Source organism: Peribacillus sp. YIM B13477 (assembly GCF_042787955.1).
Taxonomy (GTDB): Bacteria; Bacillota; Bacilli; order Bacillales; family DSM-1321; genus Peribacillus; species Peribacillus frigoritolerans.
Genome location: NZ_JBHZPD010000002.1, coordinates 348,040 through 373,160 on the forward strand (window position 1 = coordinate 348,040; position 25,121 = coordinate 373,160).

Consider the following 25,121-nt stretch of genomic DNA (forward strand, 5'->3'; position numbering starts at 1 on the left):
TAAAAGGAGTGTGTAAAAGATGAGCCAAAACCAAATAAAAGAAAAAGTATTGAACATCATCCGTAATCATAAAATAGGAGTTTTATCTTCAGTTGAAAACAACAAACCACATTCACGCTATATGACATTTTTTAACGATGAATTAACTTTATACACACCAACGAGCGGAAAGACGGAAAAAATCGATGAAATTGAAAAGAACCCTAATGTTCATATCCTGATCGGCTATGATAATGAAGGATTGGGCGATTCTTACCTGGAAATCTCAGGTACCTCGAAAATAAACGATTCACAGGAACTGAAAGATAAATTATGGAATGAATCATTTGAAAAGTGGTTCGAAGGTCCGAAAGATCCAAATTATTTAATTCTGCAAATTAAGCCGGAAAGCATACGGTTGATGAACAACAATGGTGAACCTCCACAAGAATTATCATTATAAATCTTTATTTTTTGTACTTACGCCAATTGACGAGTATTACGCTCAAACTCACGAGTAAATGGCCAAAATTCACGAGTAAAACACTTAAACTCACCAGTATTTGATCGAAATTCACGAGTATTACTCCAAATCACAAGTAAATGACCAAAATTCACGTGTAAAACACCAAAACTCACGAGTATAATGAAAATATCGCTAAAAAACAAAGTAAAAGCCCGCACTACTATTATAGGAGTGCGGGCTTTTCTCACGATTATACTAACTCTGATTGGATATAATGCAAAATCAGATTGGCTGTATGCTTTAATGAAGAGACATGTGTCCGCTCGAAGGCATGTGAAGCATCGATTCCCGGTCCGATCAGGCCATGGACGACATCATATCCTGCCCGGATGGCAGCGGAAGCGTCCGATCCGTAATATGGATAAATATCGACGCGGTAGTCGATGGCATTTGCTTGGGCAAGTGAGACCAGATGCTGACGCAGTTTATAATGATAAGGACCCGAGGAGTCTTTTGCGCAAATGGAAACGCTGAATTCATCCGTCGTTTGTCCATCACCAATCGCCCCCATATCGACAGCTAGATATTCGACTGTTTTCTCAGGGATATTGGAATTACCTCCATAGCCGATTTCTTCATTGTTGGAAATCAGGAAATGGGTCGTATATGCCAATTTTATCTTTCCTATGGAAATGAGGTCAATGATATGAAGGAGGATGCCTACGCTAGCTTTATCATCCAAATGCCTTGATTTCAAAAAGCCTGTATCCGTCACTTCCACTCTCGGGTCAAAGGAGACAAAATCTCCAACAGAAATGCCAATGGCCTCGGTTTCCGCTTTGGTTTTCACGACAGCATCTATCCGGACCTCTATTGTCTCATCATCACGCTTCGCATCGCCGGCATTTTTATATACGTGGACAGAGGTCTGATTGATTAAAATGGTCCCGGTGATAATGGCTCCATCAGCTGTATGGATTTTACAATATTCCCCTTCCACCGAGTTCCAGCGGAAACCGCCGATCATCGTCAATTTAAGGCGGCCATTCGCCTTGATTTCCTTTACCATGGCCCCCAGAGTATCGACATGGGCAGTCAGCAAGCGTTGTTTGTTATCATCTTCGCCTTTTAATGTAGCAAGCAATGCCCCTTTATTCGTGATGTTATATGAAACCTTCCTCTGCTCCATGAAATCGGCCGCGTATTTAATGGCTTGTTCAGTATAGCCGGAGGGGCTGGGTATGGACACCAATTCTTTTATGTAAGATACGATTTCTTTTTCTTCGATCACGCTCATGCATATCTCTCCTTTCCTCTTTGTTCATTATATCTTTTCATGGTAACTTTTAACATATTAAAGGACCGCCAAAAGGCGGCCCTTTAATAGATTTAACCCATAAAAGCCATGACAGGCAAGATGGCCATAGCTAATGTTGCAATTCCATATAAAGCTAAATTCTCCATATTCACTCTTCTTTTCCACTTATCGCGCCATACCTTGTATCTGTCCATATCTTCGTTTCTCATAAAAAAACCTCCTTCATGATGAAAGTTCAACTTACTTCAATTGTCTTTGTTTGTTGGACATTTCCTTCATATATTCCAAGAAGGCAATTCTCTTTTCGTCTGGATAGGCTACAATGTCTGCAATGATTTCCTCTTCGAGAGGTTTCAGTAAACGGCCAACCGATTCAGTAAGCAATATTTCTAACTCTCTCTTTGTTTCATTAGGATTTCTCACTTCCATCAATATCACCCTTCCAATTACTTACTATTATCTATATAACCTTTATCTACTTCATTAAAACGCAAAAAAAATCGACCGCCATAAAGGCAGCCGATAGTCATCTTAAATTATTTCGTTACCCCGACATTATGCCATTGATATTGACGGCCTGCGAGATAATCATACCCTGTAACGCGTTCATTCACTCCAGCCAATTGATAACGGAATAATGTCGGAATGACCGGAACCTCTTCATGAATCAATTCTTGCCACTCATTATACGTATCGATTCGATATTGATCATCGAAGGCTTCCTCTGAAATCCCTTTAGCAAGAAGCTCATCATTTTTTTCACTCACCCAGCGGGTATAGTTAAATTCCGCAGACCTGGACCAAATGCCTGATGGATCCGGATCGGAAGCGACACCCCATGCAGCTTGATAAATATCAACTTTATCATTATCCTTTTTCAGCAGGTCGTAGAAAGAATTGAACTCATGCAGCCTTCCATCCTGCAATTCGACGTCCAACCCTACTTGTTCCCATTGCTGGATATAATATCTTGCCAGTGGCTCAGAAACATCGGAACCGCTCATGGAAGCAAAGTTGATTTTGAACTCTTTTCCATCAGCATCCTCACGAATGCCATCGTTATTCGTATCTACAAATCCTGCTTCATCCAAAAGTTCCTTAGCTTTTTCAGGATTATATTCATATGCTTTTAAATCTTTATTGTTATATTTAAAGTTCGGGGTAATGACAGAGTTGGCAGGGAAGCGAAGGCCCTTGAACATCTTTTCGCCAACTTCTTCATTATTGATGGCATATGCCATCGCCTGACGAAGGCGTTTGTCTCCGAATTTAGGATTCTCATCCATAACATTTTCTTCTTTTTCCTTATCATAATGACCGAAGTTGAAACCAATATAGGTATAAGCCAATTCAACTTTCCCCAATAATTCGACATTATCCAATTCCTTGGCTTGCTCATATTGCTCCGCCAGGACCTCCGCTACATCGAGGTCACCATTTTCAAGTGACTTGACGACAACAGACGGATTCACGACTTTTAATGTGACACTGTCCAATTTTGGTTCACCGCGGTAATAATCTTTATTCGCTTCGAATTCGACCGCTTCCCCTTGAACGATTTTCTTCACTTTGAATGGTCCAAAACCAATCGGATTTTTACGGATTTTATCAGAAGATTCCAAATCCGCAATCGGAACATCTTTTAAGTATTCTTTATGAAGCGGGTATGTCCATAATCCGGTCGTGACGGACGGGTTCGCTTTTTTGAAAGTGAAAGTGATTTTCTTGTCATCGACTTTAATGCCTGAAATCTTATCCGCTTTCCCTTCATGATACTCTTCCATACCCTCGATTAAAGCCATTTGCTCATCATAGCGGACACCTTTGTAATCTTTGCTTCCCATGACAAGATATGCATATTCCAAATCGGCGCCTGTCACAGGCTTTCCATCATGCCAATTTACATTATCCTTAATCGTCAGCGTGACCGTTTTATGATCGTCTGAAATCTCATAGGAAGCGGCACCTTCATTCGTATATACATAGTTTTCGTCTGTATCCAATAAATCCTCATCAAAGAATGTGATAACTTGGTTATCGGGTTCGCCTTGATAGAAAACCTTGTTTAATATCCCTTCAAACGGGGTATCTGATACCAAACCATATGTCAAATGGCCGCCTTCAATCGGCTCTCCTTGATTCGTCGTCTTTGTCGGGAATTTAGAGGTATCGACCTGTTCGACATCTTTCCCTTTTTTCTCTTTCGTTGACGATTTCTCCGTATCATTCGAACATGCAGCAAGCAGTAGAGACGAAATGGCCAATGCACTTAATACCTTACTGTAGCTTTTGATTTTCATATCATACACTCCCCTTTTTTTATCCTCTTCTTTGTCTTGCATCGGCTGCGCGTTTTAACGCTTGACCAACGAAATTTATACTCAGCATCAACACTAAAATCATGAGTGATGCGGGTACCCATATCCACCACTTGTTTTCCAGAACATCTGGATTTCGAGCATAACTGATGAGCGTCCCTAAACTCGGGGTGCTCTCCGGAAGGCCGAACCCTAAGAAAGTCAAACTGGATTCTAAGCCAATATTGCCTGCAAGGTTCAAAATGAAGTTAACGATGATCAATGAACTGACATTGGGCAGAAGCTGAAACAGGATGATTTTCCAATGTGGCGTCCCGAGTGTCTGTGAGGCGTGGATATAATCCAGCTCACGCTCAGACAAAGCCTTTGAACGAATCAGCCTGGCCTTTCCTGTCCATAAAAACATCGTCATGATTAAAATGAAAACATATACATTGAAGATCGGCACAATCGTGACCACAACGATGATGAACATCAATTGCGGCAGGGCAATCACGAAATCGATAACACGCATGATCACATTATCGGTTGCCCCGCCAAAGTAACCCGCCAGAAGTCCTAAAGATAAACCGATGATGGCCGTGAATAATGTAATGAATAAACTGATCGTGAATGAATTTCTGGTACCTATTATCAGTTGTCCGAATACATCCCGGCCGCCATAATCGGTTCCAAGCCAATAGTCTGAAGATGGTTCCAAATAAATGGAGAGAAAATCGACCTTGGCTATTTCTTTGGCGTCCATGAAAAACGACGCACCGTAAACAAAAAGCAATATGGCTGCTAATATAATCAATGAGCCCATGGCAAGCTTGTCTTTTTTGATTTCCTGCCAGATGATTTTCATTCCTGAAGGGCTCACATCGTTAACTTGTATGTTCTTTCCGGTTTCCACTTTCATTTCCATACGACTCACCCCGCTCCTATTCTATCCGTATACGCGGATCGACCGCACTAAGTATGATGTCCGAAAGAAGGGTGCCAAGCAGAGTGGCAAATCCCGTCATCATGACGATGGCCGTGACAACACTGAAATCCCGCAGACTTACTGAACTAAGGAAAAGCTGCCCCAGTCCCGGATAACTGAAAATGGTTTCGATTATGACCGCGCCGCCGATCAATCCAGTAATTTCATAACCTAAGAATGCTGCTATCGGTAAAAAGGAATTTCTCAGGATATGCCGTGAATACACTTTTGATTCAGGCACACCCTTCGAACGCGCTGTCCTTACGAAATCCTTGATTTTATTATCGATGATTTCATTTCGCAAATATTGGATCGTACTCGTTGTTGCAATTAAAGCTGTACTTAAAGCTGGTAAAATCAAATGATTGATCTTGCTTACAACATAGGCGAATGTTCCTTCGTCCACCTTTGAATCGACACTACCGCCAGACGGGAACCAATCCAGGGCAAATCCGAAAACGAATAACATGATTAATGCAAAAATGAAAATTGGCGTGCCGAACCCTAAATAGCTATAACCCGTAACGGTTTTATCCACCCAGGTATCGTTATACCTTCCGCTAAGTATGCCTAATGGTATCGCAAGCATATATGTAAAGATCAGCGTGACCAACGCCAGGAACACCGTGTTCCAAAGCCTGTCTTCGATCACATCCATGACGGGCGTCTTATGTGTATAGGAAACTCCGAAATCACCCTGTACTGCATTGGATGCCCACCTTATATATTGTTGGTACCAAGGGTCATTCAAACCCAGTTCTTCCCTGATCCTATCAAGCTCTGCCGGATTGGCCCTAGGGTTTATTTCCTGGCCGGACAGGGCATCCCCGGGCATTGCCTTTGCCATCATGAAAACGATGATGCTCAATAAAAAGAGCTGCGGGATCATAACTAATAATCGTCTTAGGATAAATTTCCACATATTCCTTCCACCTCCTTATTGTAATGCGACTCTATGTGTCGATGAGATTGGCTTCAAATCGTAAGCACGTCCATTCTCATCGAAATATTTTGAGTAGGTAGACTCATATTCCGAGGTGAGTTTTTTTCTAAGCTGCACTTTATCTTCACGAACTTCCGGCTCTAAATCAGGAATGGCGGCAATCAGGCGCTTCGTGTATATATGTTGGGGATTTTCATAGATTTCCTCGCTTTTGCCTTCCTCTACCAATCTACCGCGATACATAACACCCATCCGGTCACACATATGCCGGATTACACCTAAATCATGCCCGACAAATAAATAAGTCAAATTGAACTCCTGTTGGAGATCCTGAAGAAAATTCAATACTTGTGCCTGAACGGAAACATCCAGTGCTGACACCGGCTCGTCCGCAATGATCAGTTTAGGTTTCAATGTCAATGATCGGGCAATCCCGATTCGCTGGCGCTGCCCCCCAGAAAATTCATGAGGATACTTGTGGATCGATTCCGGACTCAGTCCGACTTTGTCCAAGAAGTCCTGTACGATTTTCTTTTCCTCTGAAGGGGACAACCGTTCGTAGTTCCTCAGCGGTTCGGCAATTATGTCAAGTACCCTCTTCTTGGGATTCAATGATGAATACGGGTCTTGGAAAATCATTTGGATATCTTTTCTGAACGGTTTAATTTCTCTTCTACTTAAAGATGCTAAATCCCTGCCTTCAAACAGGATTTGTCCGGATGTCACCTCATTCAGTTTGACCACTGCCTTGCCTGTCGTGGACTTGCCGCTTCCCGATTCCCCGACCAAGCCATATGTTTCCCCTTGCTGCAACTCAAAGGAAACACCGTCGACTGCCTTTACGTGATCGACCACCCTTCGAAAGAAACCGCCCCTTATTGGAAAATGCACTTTAAGATTATCTAATTTTAGTAATGTCATGAGCCGATGCATCTCCTTCAGCTTGAAAATAGAATGCTTTATAGCAGGTACAGCGGACAAAATGACCGTTGCCCACTTCGTGAAGCCGGGGTGTCTCTTCATGCGCATGTTTTGGTATCCATGGAATCCTATCTTGGAAGCGGCATCCGATCCGATCCATTTTGGCTATCGATGGAACGATTCCCTCGATGACATGCAAACGGTTTTTCTCGTTTGCGGCCGAAGGAATCGAATTCAATAATGACCTTGTATATGGATGCAGCGGATTGTTGAATATCTCTTTAACACTTCCCGTTTCCACTACCTGACCTGCATACATGACAACGATCCTGTCAGCGACCTCTGCTACTACGCTCAGATCATGTGTAATTAAGATGATCCCCATTTTTGTCCTGCTTTGGATATCCTTCAGCAGATCAAGTATTTGCGCTTGGATCGTGACATCCAATGCCGTCGTGGGTTCATCGGCGATGACCAGTGCAGGGTTGCAAGCAATGGCAATCGAGATCATTGCCCTTTGCCGCATTCCGCCCGAGAGCTCATGCGGATATTGCTTGTACGTCCGTTCAGGGTATGGAATTCCCACTTGTGTCAAAAGTTCGATCGTCCTGTTCTTTTTTTCAGCATTGGAGAGTTCAGTATGGTAATCAAGATTCTCCTCGATCTGTTTTCCGATGGTCATGAGCGGGTTCAAAGCCGTTAAAGGTTCCTGGAATATCATACCCAATTCCTTACCACGGACTTTATTCATTTGTACATCATTCAACTTTAGGAGATTTTGGCCTTTATAATTGATGTTTCCTTCGGATTTAGTTCTTTGCTTATTATGTAATTGCATGATGGATAAGGCCAATGCACTCTTTCCACACCCTGATTCCCCAACAACTGCTACAATTTCATTTTCATTCACCGTAAACGAAACATCATCCACAGCTGCATGATATTTGTTACCGATTCGGAATGAGGTAGTTAGGTTTTCTATTTGCAAAATAGCTTTCTTCATCCTTGCTCCCCCTAAACTATTTTATCGGGAAAATAATTAATCTTCTGATAATTATTTAAAATTTTAATCATTTTTTTACAATTATACAATAGCTTTTATAGAAAATAATCACATTTTTTTCATTTTTTATAACTTTAGGAATAATTTTCTGCAACATAAAAACGTTTCCTTTATGACTGTTATACAGTAAAGTTTTGAAGTCCGATTTTATATATAGAATCAATAATTTCGAATTTATTATTTCGAGATAGCTTTTTTTGAAGTTTATGCCTATTTATTGACCTTATCGTTTTACTTACCGCAAAATGGTTCTGCGGTAAGAATTTTAATATTTCAGAAAAATTAGTATATTTGTAAGAATATCATAGAAAAGGTAATTACTTCATATATATTTCAATACTTTTAAAAAAACACCAAATTTTCATTGTATGCAATGAAACCTTTTTAAAACAGATTCGTAGAAAACGGTAGAAAATAAATGATGGGGTGATTGAATGTATTCACAAACTGTACAAACATATATGCCGTCCGTCATGCGGACGTTCGCTTTATCTCTTGCCGTTTCCGTTTTAGGTATGGCTCTCGGCACTCTTGTTCCGCCATCCTTGTTTCTTCCCTTGGCGATACTTGAGATTGCCATGTTGATTGGAGCATTCATATTGCGAAGGAAAAAAGCCATCGGTTACACATTTTTGTATATTTTCACGTTGATTTCCGGAATTACGACCTATCCGATCATTGCCCACTACCTAGCCGCAGCAGGGGCAAATGTGGTGATCCTGGCAGGTGTTACGACGACAGTCGTATTTGGAGGACTGGCGGTTTATGCCACAACCACCAAAAGGGACCTTTCATTCTTGGGGGGAATGTTATTTGCGGCCTTGCTAGCTTTAGTCGTCATTAGCATTTTCAACATTTTCTTTCCATTAAGTTCTACAGCCATGCTGGTCTTTTCATTTATAGGGATATTAGTTTTCAGCGGTTATATTTTATATGATTTCAATCGAATGAAGCATTACGGGGTAACAGCCGAAGAAGTACCGCTCATGGCTTTGAATCTATATCTTGATTTCATTAACCTATTCATTAACATCTTGCGCTTTTTTGGTATTTTAGCAAGCGATGACTAAAAGACCTGACAAGGTACCATAAACAAGACGCTTGGAATTATCCAAGCGTCTTTTCACGTAATTTTTTTCATATGGTCTCGATCATCAATAAGAACGGCTGAAGGGATGCCTATCTTATTTATATAATCCTGGATTTGATTGATCAGTCCATGGCAGTTTCACACCGAAAGTACTTGCAATGAACTGTGTATCTTCCCTTCTTTTTTTCCTTATTTAGGCCCGTTGTTTTGCTGATTCATTTAAATTCATTTCCATCTCCGTTTCCGGAACCAAACGCGGAACAGGAATTGGTTTACCTTCTTCATTAATGGCAACAAATGTCAGGAAGGAAATGACGCATAAATTTCGGGCTCCTGTAACTAAATCCTCTGCAATCACCTTTACGATGATTTCCATTGATGTTCTGCCCGTATAAGTCACGAAGCTTTCAAGGCAAACTGCATTTCCTTCGTGAATAGGGTGCAGGAAATCGACGGAATCAGTTGATGCTGTAACGACGTTGCTTCGCGCATGACGCATGGCTGATATAGCCGCTACATCATCAATGTATGCCATTAATTTGCCTCCGAACATCGTACCAATATTATTTGTATCCGGCGGGAGGACCAGGCTTGTTTTTATGACCAAAGAGTCCCGGCAATTTTTTGTTTCTTCCATGGTGACTGCACTCCTTTATGTCTGATTTCTCACTAGTTCACTTTATCGAATTCTTACCTGTAAAGCAATTCACATGCTTATTTTCCTGCTATTAGTCAAAATTATGCGGTTTATAATGAAGCCAACCACTTTCACTGCCCTTTTGGCTGCTTGCCTTGCTGCAGCTCACGCAGGCTTAAGCCAAATGTCATTTGTAAATGCGGATAATCCTTGAACCCTGCCCAATCCCCTCCCCAATCGAAGCCTAACCCTTTAGCGATTGTTACGACTTCCATCCAATCTGACTTTCCATTATCGTTACCGTCATAACTCATATCCCAAATGGCCTCTCCTTGTTTGTTAAGGAGGGCAAAATCTACCGCCAAACCGAAATTATGCAGCGACTCACCACCTCTTGCATTCGTTACGATGTTGCCCGGGTCTGTTCGGCCCTTTTCATAGAGTTCATTTTGCTCGGCTAAAGACCGGAATCCGGCCGTAATGATTACCGGGATGCCTTTGTCCTTAGCCAGTTGAATGAGCTCGTCTTTTTTTTCGGCGACGATCGGATTCAGCTCGTCAGTCAGTTCGATTTCGTCTAGATCAGGCGGAAGCATATACTTGAACAAGAGCCACAGCAGCAATCCGAAAAAGCCCAATACCAAACATGTCCTTATCCAAGTGGCTTTCACTTAAAAAATCCTTCCTTTACGAAAATATCTATCTGAAAATGAAAAACTCAACCAAAGACGGATGAGTTTTTCTTCTATTATAACTTTGCTTTTAATTCTTCAATTTGCAATAAATGCCGTTTTTCATGCAGTCCCACGAACGGAATCCATTGCTTCAGGCTTAAATCTTTGAACAAAGGATGCGGAAAAGACTTTTGTTCGAGATCAATTTCATTTGCATGGTCAACGACATGTACAAAAGCTTTTCGGGATTCGGACAACTTCTCCTTAACTTCACTCAAAGTTTGGTATGATTCCGACGGAGTGACAAATGACGGGGCCTCGACCTTCACTTCACGATTTAACGTAAGTTCTATCGGTTTATCCACAGCAGGAATGCTTTCATCGCTCTTCAATTTATCGGAAATGCCCTTTGTTATGGCCCTCTCCATTAAATATAAATGATCCAAAACCTGGATGATGCTCCATCTTCCTGTTTCAAGTTGGGCGTTCAGCTGTTCATCCGATAGTCCGTTGACCGCATTTAAAAGTTCTCCCCTGATTTTTTCATTTTCATTCATTTTAGCATCTCCTCTTATCAGCCTCGCTAATCTCCTTTAATTATTCCATGTCCTATAGGAAAGTGTAAAATAATAATACTTTTTGACAAAACGAACCGATTAAAAGTTGTCTATTTTTCGAAAAGCTCTATGATAGTCATAAAGGCACAAATCATCTAGGACAGTAAAATAGGAGTGATCGTTATGAGTGGGGGACATATTCCATTCAGCCACAAAGGGCGCAGTGCAATACATGCAATACCCTCAAAAGGAAGCATATGGTTGATGCTTAAACAAATGTTCAATCGGGTCCCATCGAAATGGAAGTTTTGCTCTTTGGTTTTATGTATCATGCTTTTCATTTCATTGCTTGAGTTCTCCATCCCCCAATTGACACAGTTTACGATTGATAAAATCATTCCCGAAAAAAGATATGACTCGTTGATCTGGATTGGTGCAGGAATTCTTTGTGCTGCAATCTTATTGGCTATACTGAACTACTTTAACAGCTATATCGTTTCCAAGGTCGGTCAAAAGGCCATCATGGATATACGTAATAGCATGTATGAACATATTCAAACACTGGATATGAAATTCTTTGATAAAAACCGGACTGGTGACTTAATGTCGCGGTTGACCAATGATGTCAATTTACTGCAGCAGCTCATCTCTTCGAGCATGCTTCAAGTGTTGACTGACACGGTGACCTTCATTGCCATAGCGGTATATATGCTTTTCATTAACTGGAAGCTTACCATTGTCCTTCTTATTACATTCCCTTTCATGTTCTATATCACAAGGGTATTCGGGAAACGCATCAGGATGTCATTTAGGTCTGTGCAAAGTTCCGCAGGAGATGTCAGCAACCAGTTACAGGATTCGATTTCAGGAATGCGGCTCATTCAATCTTTTACAAATGAAGAATTCGAATCAAGGCGGTTTGCGGAGCGTAATCAGGAAAATATGACTGCAAACCTTAAGTCCGTTCGGCTGCGATCCATGTTCGGGCCGATTATTGATTTATTGAACAATATCGGTCTTGTAGCAGTCATTGTGTTCGGTGCTTGGCAAGTGATGGAGGGTGAATTCACAATAGGATTAATCGTGGCCTTTCTCGCCTATTTGAGGTTACTGCAGAGTCCCGTTCGCAATTTTAGCCGGGTAATCAGCATTGTCCAGCAATCAGCCGCCGCCTTTGAGCGGATAACTGAAATATTGGAAACCCAACCTGAAATAAGTGACAAGGGAAATGCCATTGAACTCCCTGCCATAAAAAAGAAAATTGAGTTTAAAAGTGTTGATTTTGCTTATGATGAGACTGTTCCTGTTCTCGGCAATCTAAACCTGACTATGAAAGCTGGTCAAGTAACCGCTTTGGTCGGCTCCTCCGGCGCAGGAAAATCGACCATCACGAGCCTACTGATCCGATTTTATGATCCGCAAAATGGAACGATTAAAATGGATGGACATAATATCAAAGTTGTGTCACTGAAATCATTACGGGGACAAATGGGAATTGTTTCTCAGGATATCATTCTATTCAATGGTTCCATCCGTGATAACATCGTGTATGGCAAACTTAATGCTACCGATGATGAAATCATCGAATCCGCCAAAGCGGCAAATGCGCATGACTTTATCAGTGCCTTTCCTGATGGTTATGATTCTCAGATCGGAGAGCGCGGAGTCAAGCTTTCAGGCGGACAAAAACAGCGCCTTGCCATTGCCAGGGCACTTTTGAAAAATCCGCAAATCATCATTCTCGATGAAGCAACGGCGGCCTTGGATACAGAATCTGAACATTTGATCCAGCAAGCCTTGTCACGTTTAATGAAAAAACGGACTTCAATAGTCATTGCACATCGTTTATCGACCATTCATGACGCCGATCAAATCATCGTTCTGGAAAAAGGGCAGGTTCTTGAAAAAGGAACACATGACCAGTTAATGCAAAACAACGGCCGATACAAGCAGCTCCATGACTTACAGTTCCCTCAGCTAAGCGATATCAAATACCTAGCAACTTAGCAGGCAAATATGCACAGAAGGCCTTTCTGTGCATGTTTGGTTTCATTTGAAATCATAACTTTCCAAAACCCGATTCGCAATGAGCTGATACCCTTTTTCATTCGGATGTAATTTATCACTGAAATACTTTGTTTTCTTTTCATCTTCAAAAAGATCATTTGTAGGAATGAATAACATCCTTTCACCTTTATCGGCTAATCCCTTTATTGACTCGTTATAATCGCGAATGTGCTTTTCAAGTTTTTGATTGTCTTTATTTGGGTTATATAGTCCTACTACCAGAATATCCGCTTTATCGTTTGCCTCTATCAGTGTTGATGTAATCTTTTTCAGATGGTTGATATATTCCCGTTTACCCTCATTGATTTTTCGGTCACTTATTTTCTCCAAGTTCCCGCCATTACTATTGATCAAGTCATTCGTTCCAATAAAAACAATGAAAGTATCGGCTTCATCAAGTTTCGTTTTAATGCGGTAATCATCTAGCTGTTTCATCACCCCATCCGTTTCCTGGCCTTTAATACCGTAATTCCAAAAACTCACTTTTTGCTCCGATTGCGGATTATTCAATTCATCTTCAAGGCCTTCTATATATCCTTCCCCGTCCTTATCCCCTTTTCCATAGGTTAATGAATCTCCAAAAGCCATGACCCTTTGCACATCTTCCGACTCCGAGGCCTGAAATTCATATGCAGCAAAACATATAACCAGTACGATAATTAATATACCTGCCAATTTTTTCATTTAGTTCTCCTCTTGTCTTTACTAGAAGTATTTAATCTTTTTCATACCCAAAAAATCTGCAGTACTAACATAAAAAAGAATTGTCAGATAAAGAATAAAGAGTGTATGATAATATAAAACTTTCAATGGATTGGGTTTCATTCAACGTCCCTAAAACCAAAAACGGGATCACCCTTCATTCTGGAGATTGAATAAATGATAGTTAGGAGTTTATATCATGGAAGAACACATAGAGTTTAGAGAGGCAGAACTATCTGATCTACCCAGAATTGTTGAAATATATAATTCGACAATTGCTTCAAGGATGGTAACGGCAGATACGGAACCTGTATCCGTCCAATCGAGGGTTAAATGGTTTGAGGAACATCATTCAGAAAGTAGACCGCTATATATCATTACTATAGAAGGGAAAACCGCTGGATGGATGAGCTTTCAATCCTTTTATGGCCGACCGGCATATAATTCCACTGCCGAAATCAGCATTTACATTGATGATTATTTCCGGGGAAAAGGAATTGGACAAATTTCGATTCGAAAGGCAATTGAATTGAGTCCAAAATTAGGTGTTAAGACTTTATTGGGTTTCATTTTCGCCCATAATACACCAAGCCTTAAGCTTTTTTCCAAATTCGGATTTGAAGAATGGGCACATTTACCTCAAGTTGCCGAGATGGATGGCATTGAGCGGGATTTGATCATTCTAGGTAAACGTGTCGATATTTAATATATAATTCTTTAGAGCTATTGCCTTGAGCAGTAGCTTTTTTAGATTAATACAGGTCGGATTGCTAATTTAAAAATACCTATATGCTTCTTGAAGGGAAAAATATTCAGAATCTCTTTTACTTGCTAACGCATTCAATAGCGTATCCAATTCTTGGCTGGCTTGTACAGTCAGCAGACTTGTTAAGCCGTAAATCGCTCCCAACCTTATCATTTCCTGTCTCTTCTCTTCTACTTTTTCTATAGTTACCTTATAGCAAGTCATCATAGCCACCTCCCATTTATTCAATATTTTTACACTTTCATCATAATGAAACCACTAGTTAAAATCAACTATTTTTCAGAAATTAAATGTGTTATTTTATAGGTCAAATGTGACAAAACACCTATTTTGTTATTTAATTATGTATAATGTGTGTCGTTTTCTAATAAACGCAAAAAAAGCATCCACTAGTGTAGACTGCGAATGCTTACATCATATCCCTTATCCAAAAATCCAAATATTGTATTCCGATTACTATGTCATCCATTCAGAAGGTGACTCGTTATTAGGTCTATTTATAACAATCTTATATTCATCTTCAAGTACTTTTAATGGGGCATCATAAAGGTGCCTTTCATCAGAGGTTTTGTATACTCCATTGGCCAATAGCTCTTCAATGAGTTTTGCCTTCCTCTGTTCAATCCTCTTAAATAATTCTGCCATGTAAATGGCTCCTTTCCGTCCTAGTGCCTGCTTCTAGTTAGCTAAACTTTATCAACTTGTTTGATTTCACCAAATTATATATACCTTTTCTAGTATGTCACTAAACGTTATTTCCCAAAAATAAAAGCCCCTTCTAATTTAAGAAGAGGCTGACAGTGTCCGTACGGCTCTTCTTATCTTCCAAGCATATGCTTGTTGGATTTAGCACAGTTCCCTAAACGGGTCCGCTGCCGAGGTTTCATAGGGCCAAGTCCCTCCACCTCTCTGGATAAGAATTCAATATATAATGATGTAGAAATGATTCTATCCTAATAATCTTCAAAAGTCAATTACCTGGTTCTCCCTTTTTTCCTGGACATAAAGTGATCCCTCTTTCAAATACGGGTTGCATTTTCTTGTCTTTCTGATATGATGTCAGTAATTACATACAATTCACACCACTAGGGGAGTCTTTTTTAAGACTGAGATGGAATTAGTTCCGGACCCTTTGAACCTGAACCGGCTCATACCGGCGGAGGGAAGTGGATGATATCGTCCATTTTACAGACTATATCCATCTACCCCGTTCCGTATTCAGGAACGGGGTTTTTTATTTAACAAAGGGAGCCATTCTATAGGAGGATGAACAATGGAGAATACAAAATTAGAAACATTCAGTGATAGACTGCATGCACGGGCAAAAGAGATTTGGAAAAGGAACCATTCACATCCCTTTGTCCAGGCAATTGGAAACGGCACACTTCCTGAAAAGAAATTTGCCTATTACCTGAAGCAGGACTATGTCTATCTCATGGATTATTCCAAGCTCTTTGCTTTAGGTGTCATCAAAGCCCATAACATCGAAACCATGGCAAAATTTGCGAGCATTTTAAATGAAACCCTTCAAGTGGAAATGGATATTCATCGGCATTATGCTTCCGAATTCGGGATCAGCTCCAAGGAATTGGAAAATACAGAACCTACTCCAACCACTCTAGCCTATACAGGTTACATGCTAAATGCAGCTCAGCATGGGACTTTGGCAGACTTGATCGCCTGTCTCCTGCCCTGCGCTTGGGATTATTATGAAATCGGTTTGCTATTAAAAGAACAAAATGGAGCAGCACTGGAAAACAATCGCTACGCAGATTGGATAAGGTCCTATTCATCTCCTGAATTCGGGGAAGCACACAAGTGGCTGATCGCTTTATTGGAAGAATTGACCGAAGACATGCCTGAAAAGGAACTTCTTAGATTAGAAAAGCACTTTTTGGTTACTTCCCGATATGAATATTTATTCTGGGACATGGTTCAAAATGAGCAGGATTGGCCTCTGTAGGTGGTTGACATGAGGATGAACCCTATCAAGAAACTGACATTGACTGCCATGATCACGGCTTTAACGACGCTGACCAGTTCATTTATTTTCATCCCTGCAGGATTTGCAAAAATCTTTCCTATTCAACATCTGGCAAATGTCCTGACGGCGGTTTTATTGGGGCCTGCATATGCGGTGACACAAGCTTTTTTAGTTTCCATCATTAGAAACATGACTGGTACCGGTTCAATTTTCGCCTTTCCCGGCAGCATGATTGGTGCACTTTTGGCCGCCATCCTTTACCGAAAAACACAAAGCTTAAAATTCGCCTGTTTAGGGGAAGTGATCGGGACCGGATTTCTCGGTTCCCTGGCCTGTTATCCGCTTGCCACCCTCCTATTGGGAGAAAAAGCTGCTCTTTTTGGTTTTTTACCGGCTTTTATGTTCAGTTCATTCGCAGGGGCGATTTTAGCTTTCATATTACTTAAAATACTGCTAAAAAATAATTATATGAAGGGGTTTTTTTATGAAAACAGCATTAACGATCGCAGGCTCTGATTCAGGGGGCGGTGCTGGAATACAAGCGGATTTAAAAACATTTTCTGCACATGGTGTGTTTGGAATGTCTGCCATCACAGCCGTAACTGCCCAAAACACAATGGAAGTCCGTTCTGTACAGCCCATTGAAACAGCTATCATATCGGATCAAATTGCAGCTATCTTTGAAGATATTCCTGTCGATGCAGTAAAAATAGGCATGCTTGGATCAAAAGAAATCGTGGAAACGGTCGCTGCGTCCCTTAAAACCTTCATGCCTGCCATCGTTATCCTTGACCCTGTCATGATTTCCAAAAGCGGCCACCATTTGCTCGACGAAAAGGCCATCTCTGCCTTAAAAATGGAATTGCTTCCGCTTGCAAATCTTGTAACACCCAATGTACCAGAAGCGGAAGTACTTACTGGCTTCCCGATTCGGACGAAACAAGATTTCTACAGGGCATGCATTTCGATACAAGAAATGGGTTCCAAAGCCGTTTTACTTAAAGGCGGCCATGCGGCAGGAAATCCAAATGATCTTTTTTATGATGGGACTGACTTCCACTGGATCAAGGGAGAACGCATTCATACAAAAAACACTCATGGTACGGGCTGTACCCTATCATCCGCCATTACATCTAACCTGGCAAATGGACTGCCATTGCAAGTGTCGATCGAACATGCCAAGACCTATATTTCCGAAGCGATACGCAATAGCTTTTCAATCGGTAAAGGTCATGGACCTGTCCATCATTTTCATTCATATTCAAAAAAAGAACGGAGTGACTTGTTATGAATATTTCTTCAGCCGATTTATTTATGAAGGTAAGAGAAAGGAAACCACTCGTTCACCAAATCACCAACTTTGTTACGGTCAATGACTGTGCAAATGCCACCCTTGCCATCGGAGGTTCACCAGTAATGACATCGAGCCCAAGTGAAGTGGCGGATATGGTCAAATTAGCAGATGCATTGGTCCTGAATTTCGGAACGATCGATGATAAAGCCTTGGAAGCAATGGAGATTGCCGGTAAAACGGCAAATGACCTGGACATCCCAGTCATTTTGGACCCGGTGGGAGTTGGTGCCACCTCCTATCGTACAGAGCAAGTCAAAGAACTCCTAAGTAAGGTTACTTTCCAAATCATTCGCGGAAATGCGAGTGAAATCCTGTCATTGATGGGTGGGGATACCGTTACACGCGGTGTGGATTCGGGGGAACTTGCGATTAGCAATGCAGATCTGGCTGCACGAGCGGCAAATGAATTGAATTGCATCATCGTGGTCAGCGGAGCTAAGGATGCGGTCAGCGATGGAAAACATACGTCCATCATCGATAACGGGGACCTCCTTTTAACTAATGTTACAGGTACCGGTTGCATGTCCACTGCTCTTATCGGAACTTTTTCCGGAGTCACCGATGATTTCTATTCTGCAGCAATTGCCGGTATCTCGACAATGAGCATTTCAGGGGAACTTGCAGCCGCAACCCTTCAAAAGGATGAAGGAACAGGTACTTTCCGTGTGCGATTAATCGATGCCATATCAAGAATGGATAAGGAAATCTGGATGCATGAGGTGAAAATAAGTGAAGAAGTCCCAAATTGATTTAAGCCTGTATTTAGTTACGGAAGAGTCCATAGCAATAGAAGAATTGACCAAAATCATTGCAGAATCGGTTTCAGGAGGAGTCTCGATCGTACAACTTAGAGAGAAAAACAATTCCTCCCTCTCTTTTTATGAAAAAGCATCTGCATTAAAACAGTTATTGAATGAGTTTTCCATTCCCCTTATCATCAATGACCGGGTGGATATAGCACTTGCGGTTGGAGCGGACGGAATTCATATTGGGCAAGATGACCTTCCACTGCCTGTCGTCAAAAAAATGATTCCTGAAGATATGATTGTCGGTGTATCTGTCTCCACTCTTGAAGAAGCTCTCGAAGCCGAACGAAATGGAGCGGATTATATCGGAGTCGGTTCCGTTTTCCCCACCAAGACCAAACAAGATGCAACCCTAATGGCACTTGAGGACCTGGGGGAAATTTGCCGCGGCGTATCCATTCCCGCAGTAGCCATCGGGGGTATCACTGCCGATAACATTTCCGCTCTTTCTGATAGCGGACTATCAGGTACCGCAGTCGTATCGGCCATCATGAATGCAGATAATCCGAAGACTGCCTCCGAATCCCTTTTAAAAATAATAAAAGACTTTAAATGACAAAAGGATGGGGACTGCATGCAGTCCCCATCCTTTGTTTATGTCAAAACGGTATTCTTTGTTTCCTTCCCAAAAGCCACGGCAACTGCCCCCACTAAAATAGCAATTGTAAAAATGGTGAAAATCGATGAAATCGGCGTGTCTGCGGCAACTAAATACCCTACAAGCAAAGGTCCCAGAACACCGCCAACCCTCCCGATCCCTGCAGCTAACCCAGCCCCTGTACCGCGAACTGATGTTGGATACTGTTCAGGTGTATACGCATAAAGTGCCCCCCATGCCCCTAGGTTGAAGAAAGAGAGGAACATTCCGGAAGCTATCAGCAGTGCCAGCCCCTCTGCCGATCCAAAGAAAAAGGCACTGACGGCCGTCCCAATTAAGTATGTGATCAAAACGAATTTACGTCCCATCTTCTCTATCAGCCATGCAGCTGAAAAATAACCCGGAAGCTGTGCGAGCGTCATGATCAAAACATATTCAAAGCTTTGAATCATACTGAAGCCTTTAAGGACCATCACACTTGGCAGCCATAAAAACATCCCATAATAGGAAAAGACCACGCAAAACCATAGAATCCACAATACAAGGGTCTGACGGGAGTAATCCTTTTTCCAGACACTTTTCATATTGCTTAATACAGATGGTCTTTGCTTTTTTTCAAGTTCCGTATACTTTGGTGAATCCGGCAGTTTCAAGCGCAGGTACAGCGCATATAAAGCTGGAACTGCGCTCAATAATAATGCAACCCGCCAACCATAAGCCGGTATGATGAAATAGGATATGAGTGCTGCCAAAATCCAGCCAACCGCCCAAAAGCTTTCAAGAAGGACGACGACCCTTCCCCTTTTACTCGCTTCAACACTTTCAGAGACCAATGTCGAGGCAACCGGAAGTTCTCCCCCAAGTCCCATTCCAATCAAAAAACGCAAGATCAAGAACAGGCTGAGTGTACTGACTGCTGCAGACAGGCCACTTGCGATCGAAAACAATAATAAAGTAATGATAAAGACATTCTTTCGTCCGACCCTGTCGGCCATCGCACCAAAGAAAACGGCGCCAACAGCCATTCCTATGGAGTTTATGCTCCCAATCCAGCCAACCTGCTCACTGGTTAAGTTCCAATCCTGCTTTAATGCAACAATGATGAAAGAAAGCATACCGACATCAAGTGCATCGAACATCCATCCAAGACCCGCAACACCAAGTAACTTACGCTGCGATATCATTTTCGCATTATTTCCCATATATTCCTCCTGAAGAACTTTAGACCTTCTTGTTATTTTATCCTTTTTCATTTTAACTATTAACTTTCATTTTTGCTATAGTAATTACACATGTCATGACAAAATAATACTACATTTTTTTAATAGATGAAGAAATCTTGGATATTCTGTCGAATGTTATAGATTGAATATTCCCTTTTTTTCATTTATCATAAAAATTGGCAATCATAGCGTTAACAATAAGTCATCATGTTTTGCCCAAGATAAACATTTTATTCAGGAGGGTAATTAATGACAAATCTAACGTTAGAAGTAAGTGGAAAGCTGCAAAAATTTTTAACAGGACCAAAAAAGCTCTATATTAATGGTCAGTTTGTAGAAAGTGCTTCAAAAAAAACCTTCTCCACTCCTAATCCTGCGACAGGACAAAAACTTGCCGATGTTTATGAAGCTGATAAAGAAGATATCGACTTAGCCGTCAAAGCTGCACGCAAAGCATTCGATGAAGGTCCTTGGTCAAGAATGAGCGCAGCTGCACGCAGTAGACTGATGTATAAACTAGCCGATTTAATGGAAGAAAATAAAACTGAACTTGCTCAATTGGAAACGTTGGATAATGGGAAACCAATCAGTGAAACTACAAATGCCGACATTCCTTTAGCAATTGAACATATGAGATATTTTGCTGGCTGGTCCACCAAGATTGTTGGACAGACCATCCCGGTAAGCGGAAATTATTTTAACTATACGAAACACGAGGCTGTTGGTGTTGTCGGCCAAATCATCCCATGGAACTTTCCGCTTCTTATGGCGATGTGGAAACTGGGAGCGGCACTTGCTACAGGTTGTACGGTCATATTAAAGCCAGCTGAGCAAACACCGCTTTCCGCTCTTTACCTGGCTGAATTATTGGCTGAAGCCGGTTTCCCTGATGGGGTCGTCAATATCGTTCCCGGTTTTGGTGAAACGGCTGGACAAGCGCTTGTCGACCACCCGCAAGTAAATAAAATCGCATTTACCGGCTCGACCGAAGTTGGAAAATTGATCATGCGTTCCGCTTCATATTCATTGAAACGGGTCACATTGGAACTTGGAGGGAAATCGCCAAACATCATCCTGCCTGATGCGGATTTCTCGAAAGCCATCCCTGGAGCTTTGAATGGGGTCATGTTTAACCAAGGCCAGGTATGCTGTGCCGGTTCAAGGGTTTATATCCAAAAGAAACATTATGATAATGTTGTTGCCGATATGGCTAGCCATGCAAAAAACATCAAACAAGGGATAGGCCTAGATCCAAGTACCCAAATTGGGCCGCTTGTTTCCGAGGAGCAGCAAAATCGGGTAATGGGCTATATTGAAAAAGGGAAAAACGAGGGTGCGGAAGTTCTTGTCGGCGGAAATAAACCGGGTGAACAGGGCTACTTTGTTTCTCCTACTATATTCGCTGGTGTTGAAGAGGATATGACGATTGCTAAAGAAGAGATTTTCGGACCGGTCATAGCGGCAATGCCATTCGAGGATTTAGATGAAGTCATTAACCGTGCAAATGCCAGTGAATATGGTTTGGCTGCCGGCTTATGGACAAGCGATATAGCCAATGCCCATTATGTTGCAGGAAAACTCCGTGCCGGTACCGTATGGGTGAACTGTTATAACGCTTTCGACGCAGCTTCCCCGTTCGGCGGCTACAAACAATCCGGAATCGGACGTGAAATGGGATCTTATGCACTGGACAACTATTCTGAAGTGAAAAGTGTCTGGATTAATTTGGGTAAATGATTTACTGACTATTAAGAAAGAGGGTCTCAAAGAGACCCTCTTTCTTTCAGTCCATTGATTCACTGCACCAAATCATCAAATTATTCAACTATTCAAACCTTTTCAATAGTCTTTCCTTCTTTAGTTTTGGTAAAATGCAAGATAGACAAAATAGCTGCTGAAGCAGCTCCCTGCCGGTTATAATGAACTCCTTCGTATACGAGTAGTTTCACAAACGATGTAAAAAGTTTCTTTTTTATATGACAAAAAGTACAATTAAAAATGTAGAAAATGGAAAAGAGGAGTTTTAAATGATGAGTGATTTTCAAACGAATTTAGAAAAATATGCAGAACTTGCCATAAAAGTCGGCGTAAACATCCAACAAGATCAAACCTTGGTCGTAAATACAACATTAGAGGGTGCTGACCTTGTGCGTCTCATTGTAAAAAAGGCATATGAGAACGGTGCGCGCAATGTCATCGTTAATTGGAATGACGATATCGTTTCACGTACCAAATATGAATTGGCTCCAGATGAGGTGTTCCACGAATATCCAAAGTGGCGCGCAGAAGAAACGATCGAACTCGCAGAAAACGGAGCTGCTTATCTATCCGTCATCTCCTCCAGCCCTGACTTATTAAAAGGTGTAAAGCCTGAAAGGATTGCCAACTACCAAAAAGCATCCGGGACAGCACTGAAGAAGTGGCGGCAGTATATGCAATCCGATAAAGTGAGCTGGTCCATAGTTGCCGTCCCTTCAAAGGCTTGGGCTGATAAAGTATTCCCTGAAGAAGCAGAAGGAAAACGTGTTGACCTCCTATGGGAAGCCATTTTCAAAGCAGTTCGTGTTGATGTGAAAGATCCTGTGGAAGCCTGGAAAAAACACGATGATACCCTGCATGAAAAGGTAGATTATTTAAATGATAAACATTACCAAAAATTGCATTATACGGCTCCCGGAACCGACCTGACAATCGAATTACCCGACAAACATCTTTGGGTAGGGGCAGGAAGCGTTAACGTACAGGGACATGAATTCATGGCTAATATGCCAACCGAAGAAGTGTTTACAGTTCCATTGAAAACAGGAATTAACGGTACGGTTTCCAGTACGAAACCACTTAGTTACGGCGGAAACATCATCAATAATTTTTCCGTGACGTTTAAGGAAGGACGGATCATTGAAGTAAAAGCAGAAGAAGGGGAAGAAATCCTAAAGCAATTGGTTGAAACGGATGAAGGTTCACACTACCTTGGTGAAGTCGCGCTTGTTCCATTCAACTCACCGATTTCCCAATCGAATGTTTTATTCTTCAACACATTATTTGATGAAAATGCATCAAACCATCTTGCTATCGGCAGCTCCTATGCTTTCTGTATTGAAGGCGGAAAAAACATGAGTCCAGAAGAACTTGCAGAAAATGGACTGAATGAAAGCCTTACACATGTCGATTTCATGATTGGATCGGAGAAAATGAACATCGACGGCATCAAACAGGACGGCACTTCGGAACCTGTTTTCCGTAATGGTGACTGGGCGTTTTAATTAACCGGCTTTAAGCCCCTTCCATCACTTGAAAACCTTCAGCCACGTGATTTCTGCAATACCTGGGAACATGTGGCTGTTTTTTCATGCCCAAAAAGGGAGACAAGCCCGTAGTAATATCGACTCCTTGCTTTCGAGTAAGTTCATTCGCTATAACTTGGCCTGCCCCCGCTTAATCCCATATTGTGACATCCACTCCTTGTTCATCCTAAAACATGCCCCATTAACTTTCTCTATACAACATTCAAAATAATTAGGCTCATTGCCATATGCTTAGTCTGTTTTTTATAAGCAATATATCATTGGAATATGTTGAACACATCTTTCATTGCCAAATATGTTATACTATTAGTAAAGAGGGTGGCTAAATTGAAAAGCAATAAGTATAATACTGGTGAAACAGTAACCATTCAGGATACTAATGAATCAGTAACCATTAATAAATGGGCATATGTAAAAAACATGAAGAGATATTCTTATACTGTTAAAGAACATCCGACTACTTTTTTCTTTGAAGAAGAATTTAAAAAAGCTTAATGACAAGTCACTAAAAACCTACTCAGTCAGAGTGGGATTTTTTTTTGCTTTCATTTTATAGCACAATAAAAAACAGACTCCCATCGAGGAAGTCTGTTCATATAGGTTACGATTTAATTTTAAAATTAAGCTTTTTGAACGTTAGCAGCTTGAGCTCCACGTGCACCTTGCTCAACTTCGAAAGTTACTTTTTGACCTTCGTCTAAAGATTTGAAGCCTTCGCTTTGGATAGCTGAGAAATGTACGAATACATCGTCTCCGTTTTCGCGTTCGATAAATCCAAAACCTTTTTCTGCATTAAACCATTTAACTGTACCTTGTTCCATTGTTGTTGCCTCCTAGTGCATAACACACATTGTATTACTATTTTTAATCATTTGGAAAATAACGAGTACTCTCTTCCACAACCAAAAACAATTCTTTATTAGATTAACATGAATTGATGCAGATAGCAAATTTTCCAGTGATAAATTAAAGATGGTCCACATTCTTTTTGCCTTCTTATTTTCTTTATTTATCCAATTTAATGATTCAGATAGTAATTAATGGGTATATCAGAGTAATAAGAAACAGTACGATTTTCACTTAAAGTATTATCAACAAGGAGGTCACTCAATGAAATATTACAAAGTTTCTAATAGCGGTTTTGACAGTAAGGTAATTGTAGCCTATAGCGGGTATGAGGCACTCGGGTATTATTTAATGGAAATCGATGATCAACTTGGTTTTGTTGATGATGTAGATGTGGAAGAAGTGGATGCTGATGAACGAGTCGAGATTTCCTATACCGGTTATCCCGTTTATAAGACACTTAAGGAGCTATATCAAGAGAAAGATTTTTGGCAAGTTCCTAATGTTGTCGTGGAAGTCGAATAATGAAAGCACCCC

At 41.2% G+C, this 25,121-nt stretch carries 28 protein-coding genes, 1 pseudogene and 2 riboswitches; of the genes and pseudogenes, 13 read left to right on the top strand and 16 right to left on the bottom strand.

Annotated elements, in window-relative coordinates; translation table 11 throughout:
* Positions 1-19: 19 nt before the first annotated feature.
* Positions 20-442, top strand: coding sequence for a pyridoxamine 5'-phosphate oxidase family protein (locus tag ACFX4H_RS08385; RefSeq protein WP_377434902.1), 423 nt, complete (start codon positions 20-22; stop codon positions 440-442).
* A gap of 253 nt (positions 443-695) precedes the next feature.
* On the opposite strand, the gene ACFX4H_RS08390 is transcribed toward ACFX4H_RS08385, so the two are convergent.
* From ACFX4H_RS08390 to ACFX4H_RS08425, 8 genes are all read right to left on the bottom strand, one after another.
* Positions 696-1,742, bottom strand: a complete 1,047-nt coding sequence (locus tag ACFX4H_RS08390) for a M42 family metallopeptidase (RefSeq protein WP_377434904.1) — start codon at positions 1,740-1,742, stop codon at positions 696-698.
* Between the two features lie 92 nt (positions 1,743-1,834).
* Positions 1,835-1,972, bottom strand: a complete 138-nt coding sequence (locus tag ACFX4H_RS08395; protein WP_153246153.1) for a hypothetical protein — start codon at positions 1,970-1,972, stop codon at positions 1,835-1,837.
* 31 nt (positions 1,973-2,003) lie between these two features.
* Positions 2,004-2,192, bottom strand: coding sequence for a hypothetical protein (locus ACFX4H_RS08400; protein WP_241637123.1), 189 nt, complete (start codon positions 2,190-2,192; stop codon positions 2,004-2,006).
* Positions 2,193-2,299: 107 nt separating this feature from the next.
* Positions 2,300-4,063, bottom strand: coding sequence for an oligopeptide ABC transporter substrate-binding protein (gene opp4A, locus ACFX4H_RS08405; protein ID WP_161922725.1), 1,764 nt, complete (start codon positions 4,061-4,063; stop codon positions 2,300-2,302).
* A 19-nt stretch (positions 4,064-4,082) separates the two neighbouring features.
* Positions 4,083-4,982 (bottom strand): ABC transporter permease, encoded by a 900-nt coding sequence (locus ACFX4H_RS08410; RefSeq protein WP_377435289.1) that lies wholly within the window; start codon positions 4,980-4,982, stop codon positions 4,083-4,085.
* Positions 4,983-5,004: 22 nt separating this feature from the next.
* Positions 5,005-5,970, bottom strand: a complete 966-nt coding sequence (gene opp4B, locus ACFX4H_RS08415; RefSeq protein WP_063591766.1) for an oligopeptide ABC transporter permease — start codon at positions 5,968-5,970, stop codon at positions 5,005-5,007.
* A gap of 15 nt (positions 5,971-5,985) precedes the next feature.
* The gene (locus ACFX4H_RS08420) at positions 5,986-6,912 is read right to left on the bottom strand and encodes an ABC transporter ATP-binding protein (RefSeq protein ID WP_377434905.1); all 927 of its coding nucleotides are present in this window, start codon (positions 6,910-6,912) and stop codon (positions 5,986-5,988) included.
* Positions 6,890-7,915, bottom strand: coding sequence for an ABC transporter ATP-binding protein (locus ACFX4H_RS08425; RefSeq protein WP_134783378.1), 1,026 nt, complete (start codon positions 7,913-7,915; stop codon positions 6,890-6,892). Before ACFX4H_RS08425 ends, ACFX4H_RS08420 begins: the two co-directional genes overlap by 23 nt.
* A 494-nt stretch (positions 7,916-8,409) precedes the next feature.
* On the opposite strand from ACFX4H_RS08425, the gene ACFX4H_RS08430 reads away from it, so the two are divergent.
* A complete protein-coding gene (locus tag ACFX4H_RS08430; protein WP_034314277.1) occupies positions 8,410-9,045 on the top strand; it encodes a Bax inhibitor-1/YccA family protein in 636 nt (211 codons plus the stop codon).
* 114 nt (positions 9,046-9,159) lie between these two features.
* Here ACFX4H_RS08430 and ACFX4H_RS08435 read toward each other — a convergent pair.
* The 3 genes and pseudogenes from ACFX4H_RS08435 to ACFX4H_RS08445 form a co-directional block, all read right to left on the bottom strand.
* A pseudogene (locus tag ACFX4H_RS08435) lies at positions 9,160-9,702 on the bottom strand (acyl-CoA thioesterase).
* A 131-nt stretch (positions 9,703-9,833) separates the two neighbouring features.
* Positions 9,834-10,298, bottom strand: a complete 465-nt coding sequence (locus tag ACFX4H_RS08440; protein ID WP_084738228.1) for a M15 family metallopeptidase — start codon at positions 10,296-10,298, stop codon at positions 9,834-9,836.
* Positions 10,299-10,450: 152 nt separating this feature from the next.
* Positions 10,451-10,933, bottom strand: a complete 483-nt coding sequence (locus ACFX4H_RS08445) for a DinB family protein (protein WP_377434907.1) — start codon at positions 10,931-10,933, stop codon at positions 10,451-10,453.
* Between the two features lie 183 nt (positions 10,934-11,116).
* Here ACFX4H_RS08445 and ACFX4H_RS08450 point away from each other — a divergent pair, with 183 nt between their 5' ends.
* Positions 11,117-12,940, top strand: a complete 1,824-nt coding sequence (locus tag ACFX4H_RS08450) for an ABC transporter ATP-binding protein (protein ID WP_377434908.1) — start codon at positions 11,117-11,119, stop codon at positions 12,938-12,940.
* A 42-nt stretch (positions 12,941-12,982) separates the two neighbouring features.
* Here the strand turns inward: ACFX4H_RS08450 and ACFX4H_RS08455 are convergent, their stop codons facing one another.
* Positions 12,983-13,684: a DUF459 domain-containing protein gene (locus ACFX4H_RS08455; protein ID WP_283867379.1), complete on the bottom strand. Its 702-nt coding sequence runs from the start codon at positions 13,682-13,684 to the stop codon at positions 12,983-12,985.
* A gap of 217 nt (positions 13,685-13,901) precedes the next feature.
* Between ACFX4H_RS08455 and ACFX4H_RS08460 the strand changes: the two genes are divergently transcribed.
* On the top strand, positions 13,902-14,408 hold the full coding sequence (locus ACFX4H_RS08460) for a GNAT family N-acetyltransferase (protein ID WP_034314287.1): 507 nt from the start codon (positions 13,902-13,904) through the stop codon (positions 14,406-14,408).
* Positions 14,409-14,477: 69 nt separating this feature from the next.
* Here the strand turns inward: ACFX4H_RS08460 and ACFX4H_RS08465 are convergent, their stop codons facing one another.
* Positions 14,478-14,675: an aspartyl-phosphate phosphatase Spo0E family protein gene (locus tag ACFX4H_RS08465; protein WP_082201276.1), complete on the bottom strand. Its 198-nt coding sequence runs from the start codon at positions 14,673-14,675 to the stop codon at positions 14,478-14,480.
* A 249-nt stretch (positions 14,676-14,924) separates the two neighbouring features.
* Complete coding sequence (locus tag ACFX4H_RS08470; RefSeq protein ID WP_034314291.1) at positions 14,925-15,113, bottom strand: Fur-regulated basic protein FbpA; 189 nt, start codon at positions 15,111-15,113, stop codon at positions 14,925-14,927.
* Positions 15,114-15,283: 170 nt separating this feature from the next.
* A riboswitch (SAM riboswitch) is annotated at positions 15,284-15,388 on the bottom strand.
* A gap of 157 nt (positions 15,389-15,545) precedes the next feature.
* Positions 15,546-15,650: riboswitch (TPP riboswitch) on the top strand.
* A gap of 91 nt (positions 15,651-15,741) precedes the next feature.
* Between ACFX4H_RS08470 and tenA the strand changes: the two genes are divergently transcribed.
* From tenA to thiE, 5 genes are read left to right on the top strand one after another with little or no spacing between them, the layout of a single operon-like run.
* Positions 15,742-16,431: a thiaminase II gene (gene tenA, locus ACFX4H_RS08475; protein ID WP_239860582.1), complete on the top strand. Its 690-nt coding sequence runs from the start codon at positions 15,742-15,744 to the stop codon at positions 16,429-16,431.
* 15 nt (positions 16,432-16,446) lie between these two features.
* Positions 16,447-16,968: an energy coupling factor transporter S component ThiW gene (gene thiW, locus ACFX4H_RS08480; protein WP_034314295.1), complete on the top strand. Its 522-nt coding sequence runs from the start codon at positions 16,447-16,449 to the stop codon at positions 16,966-16,968.
* A complete protein-coding gene (gene thiD / locus ACFX4H_RS08485) occupies positions 16,937-17,743 on the top strand; it encodes a bifunctional hydroxymethylpyrimidine kinase/phosphomethylpyrimidine kinase (protein ID WP_095679415.1) in 807 nt (268 codons plus the stop codon). The genes thiW and thiD overlap by 32 nt, the downstream gene beginning before the upstream one ends.
* Positions 17,740-18,555 carry a hydroxyethylthiazole kinase gene (gene thiM, locus ACFX4H_RS08490; RefSeq protein ID WP_377434911.1) on the top strand — a complete coding sequence of 272 codons (816 nt, stop codon included), beginning with the start codon at positions 17,740-17,742 and terminating at the stop codon, positions 18,553-18,555. The genes thiD and thiM overlap by 4 nt, the downstream gene beginning before the upstream one ends.
* Positions 18,536-19,168, top strand: coding sequence for a thiamine phosphate synthase (thiE, locus tag ACFX4H_RS08495; protein WP_377434913.1), 633 nt, complete (start codon positions 18,536-18,538; stop codon positions 19,166-19,168). The genes thiM and thiE overlap by 20 nt, the downstream gene beginning before the upstream one ends.
* A gap of 38 nt (positions 19,169-19,206) precedes the next feature.
* Here the strand turns inward: thiE and ACFX4H_RS08500 are convergent, their stop codons facing one another.
* Positions 19,207-20,412 carry an MFS transporter gene (locus ACFX4H_RS08500; protein WP_377434914.1) on the bottom strand — a complete coding sequence of 402 codons (1,206 nt, stop codon included), beginning with the start codon at positions 20,410-20,412 and terminating at the stop codon, positions 19,207-19,209.
* Positions 20,413-20,682: 270 nt separating this feature from the next.
* Between ACFX4H_RS08500 and ACFX4H_RS08505 the strand changes: the two genes are divergently transcribed.
* The 3 genes from ACFX4H_RS08505 (at position 20,683) to ACFX4H_RS08515 (ending at position 24,233) form a co-directional block, all read left to right on the top strand.
* The gene (locus tag ACFX4H_RS08505) at positions 20,683-22,170 is read left to right on the top strand and encodes an aldehyde dehydrogenase family protein (RefSeq protein ID WP_283867375.1); all 1,488 of its coding nucleotides are present in this window, start codon (positions 20,683-20,685) and stop codon (positions 22,168-22,170) included.
* A gap of 293 nt (positions 22,171-22,463) precedes the next feature.
* Complete coding sequence (locus ACFX4H_RS08510) at positions 22,464-23,696, top strand: aminopeptidase (RefSeq protein WP_377435290.1); 1,233 nt, start codon at positions 22,464-22,466, stop codon at positions 23,694-23,696.
* 369 nt (positions 23,697-24,065) lie between these two features.
* Positions 24,066-24,233 (top strand): hypothetical protein, encoded by a 168-nt coding sequence (locus tag ACFX4H_RS08515; RefSeq protein WP_164468809.1) that lies wholly within the window; start codon positions 24,066-24,068, stop codon positions 24,231-24,233.
* A 125-nt stretch (positions 24,234-24,358) separates the two neighbouring features.
* Here ACFX4H_RS08515 and cspC read toward each other — a convergent pair whose 3' ends face one another.
* Complete coding sequence (gene cspC / locus ACFX4H_RS08520; RefSeq protein WP_034314312.1) at positions 24,359-24,559, bottom strand: cold shock protein CspC; 201 nt, start codon at positions 24,557-24,559, stop codon at positions 24,359-24,361.
* 289 nt (positions 24,560-24,848) lie between these two features.
* Here cspC and ACFX4H_RS08525 point away from each other — a divergent pair, with 289 nt between their 5' ends.
* Entirely contained in the window at positions 24,849-25,109 is a 261-nt protein-coding gene (locus ACFX4H_RS08525) for a hypothetical protein (protein ID WP_034314314.1), read from the top strand.
* The last annotated feature ends 12 nt before the right edge of the window (positions 25,110-25,121 follow it).

Bases quoted from the DNA above. Each gene is read 5' to 3' on its own strand.
- cspC (WP_034314312.1), bottom strand. From the start codon at position 24,559: ATGGAACAAGGTACAGTTAAATGGTTTAATGCAGAAAAAGGTTTTGGA.
- ACFX4H_RS08385 (WP_377434902.1), top strand. From the start codon at position 20: ATGAGCCAAAACCAAATAAAAGAAAAAGTATTGAACATCATCCGTAAT.
- ACFX4H_RS08525 (WP_034314314.1), top strand. From the start codon at position 24,849: ATGAAATATTACAAAGTTTCTAATAGCGGTTTTGACAGTAAGGTAATT.
- thiM (WP_377434911.1), top strand. From the start codon at position 17,740: ATGAATATTTCTTCAGCCGATTTATTTATGAAGGTAAGAGAAAGGAAA.
- ACFX4H_RS08425 (WP_134783378.1), bottom strand. From the start codon at position 7,915: ATGAAGAAAGCTATTTTGCAAATAGAAAACCTAACTACCTCATTCCGA.
- ACFX4H_RS08470 (WP_034314291.1), bottom strand. From the start codon at position 15,113: ATGGCAGAATTATTTAAGAGGATTGAACAGAGGAAGGCAAAACTCATT.
- ACFX4H_RS08440 (WP_084738228.1), bottom strand. From the start codon at position 10,298: ATGCTTCCGCCTGATCTAGACGAAATCGAACTGACTGACGAGCTGAAT.
- thiD (WP_095679415.1), top strand. From the start codon at position 16,937: ATGAAAACAGCATTAACGATCGCAGGCTCTGATTCAGGGGGCGGTGCT.
- ACFX4H_RS08390 (WP_377434904.1), bottom strand. From the start codon at position 1,742: ATGAGCGTGATCGAAGAAAAAGAAATCGTATCTTACATAAAAGAATTG.
- ACFX4H_RS08510 (WP_377435290.1), top strand. From the start codon at position 22,464: ATGAGTGATTTTCAAACGAATTTAGAAAAATATGCAGAACTTGCCATA.
- opp4B (WP_063591766.1), bottom strand. From the start codon at position 5,970: ATGTGGAAATTTATCCTAAGACGATTATTAGTTATGATCCCGCAGCTC.
- ACFX4H_RS08410 (WP_377435289.1), bottom strand. From the start codon at position 4,982: ATGAAAGTGGAAACCGGAAAGAACATACAAGTTAACGATGTGAGCCCT.
- ACFX4H_RS08450 (WP_377434908.1), top strand. From the start codon at position 11,117: ATGAGTGGGGGACATATTCCATTCAGCCACAAAGGGCGCAGTGCAATA.
- tenA (WP_239860582.1), top strand. From the start codon at position 15,742: ATGGAGAATACAAAATTAGAAACATTCAGTGATAGACTGCATGCACGG.
- ACFX4H_RS08500 (WP_377434914.1), bottom strand. From the start codon at position 20,412: ATGGGAAATAATGCGAAAATGATATCGCAGCGTAAGTTACTTGGTGTT.
- ACFX4H_RS08445 (WP_377434907.1), bottom strand. From the start codon at position 10,933: ATGAATGAAAATGAAAAAATCAGGGGAGAACTTTTAAATGCGGTCAAC.
- ACFX4H_RS08395 (WP_153246153.1), bottom strand. From the start codon at position 1,972: ATGAGAAACGAAGATATGGACAGATACAAGGTATGGCGCGATAAGTGG.
- ACFX4H_RS08430 (WP_034314277.1), top strand. From the start codon at position 8,410: ATGTATTCACAAACTGTACAAACATATATGCCGTCCGTCATGCGGACG.
- ACFX4H_RS08420 (WP_377434905.1), bottom strand. From the start codon at position 6,912: ATGACATTACTAAAATTAGATAATCTTAAAGTGCATTTTCCAATAAGG.
- ACFX4H_RS08455 (WP_283867379.1), bottom strand. From the start codon at position 13,684: ATGAAAAAATTGGCAGGTATATTAATTATCGTACTGGTTATATGTTTT.
- ACFX4H_RS08505 (WP_283867375.1), top strand. From the start codon at position 20,683: ATGACAAATCTAACGTTAGAAGTAAGTGGAAAGCTGCAAAAATTTTTA.
- ACFX4H_RS08460 (WP_034314287.1), top strand. From the start codon at position 13,902: ATGGAAGAACACATAGAGTTTAGAGAGGCAGAACTATCTGATCTACCC.
- thiW (WP_034314295.1), top strand. From the start codon at position 16,447: ATGAACCCTATCAAGAAACTGACATTGACTGCCATGATCACGGCTTTA.
- opp4A (WP_161922725.1), bottom strand. From the start codon at position 4,063: ATGAAAATCAAAAGCTACAGTAAGGTATTAAGTGCATTGGCCATTTCG.
- ACFX4H_RS08400 (WP_241637123.1), bottom strand. From the start codon at position 2,192: ATGGAAGTGAGAAATCCTAATGAAACAAAGAGAGAGTTAGAAATATTG.
- ACFX4H_RS08465 (WP_082201276.1), bottom strand. From the start codon at position 14,675: ATGATGACTTGCTATAAGGTAACTATAGAAAAAGTAGAAGAGAAGAGA.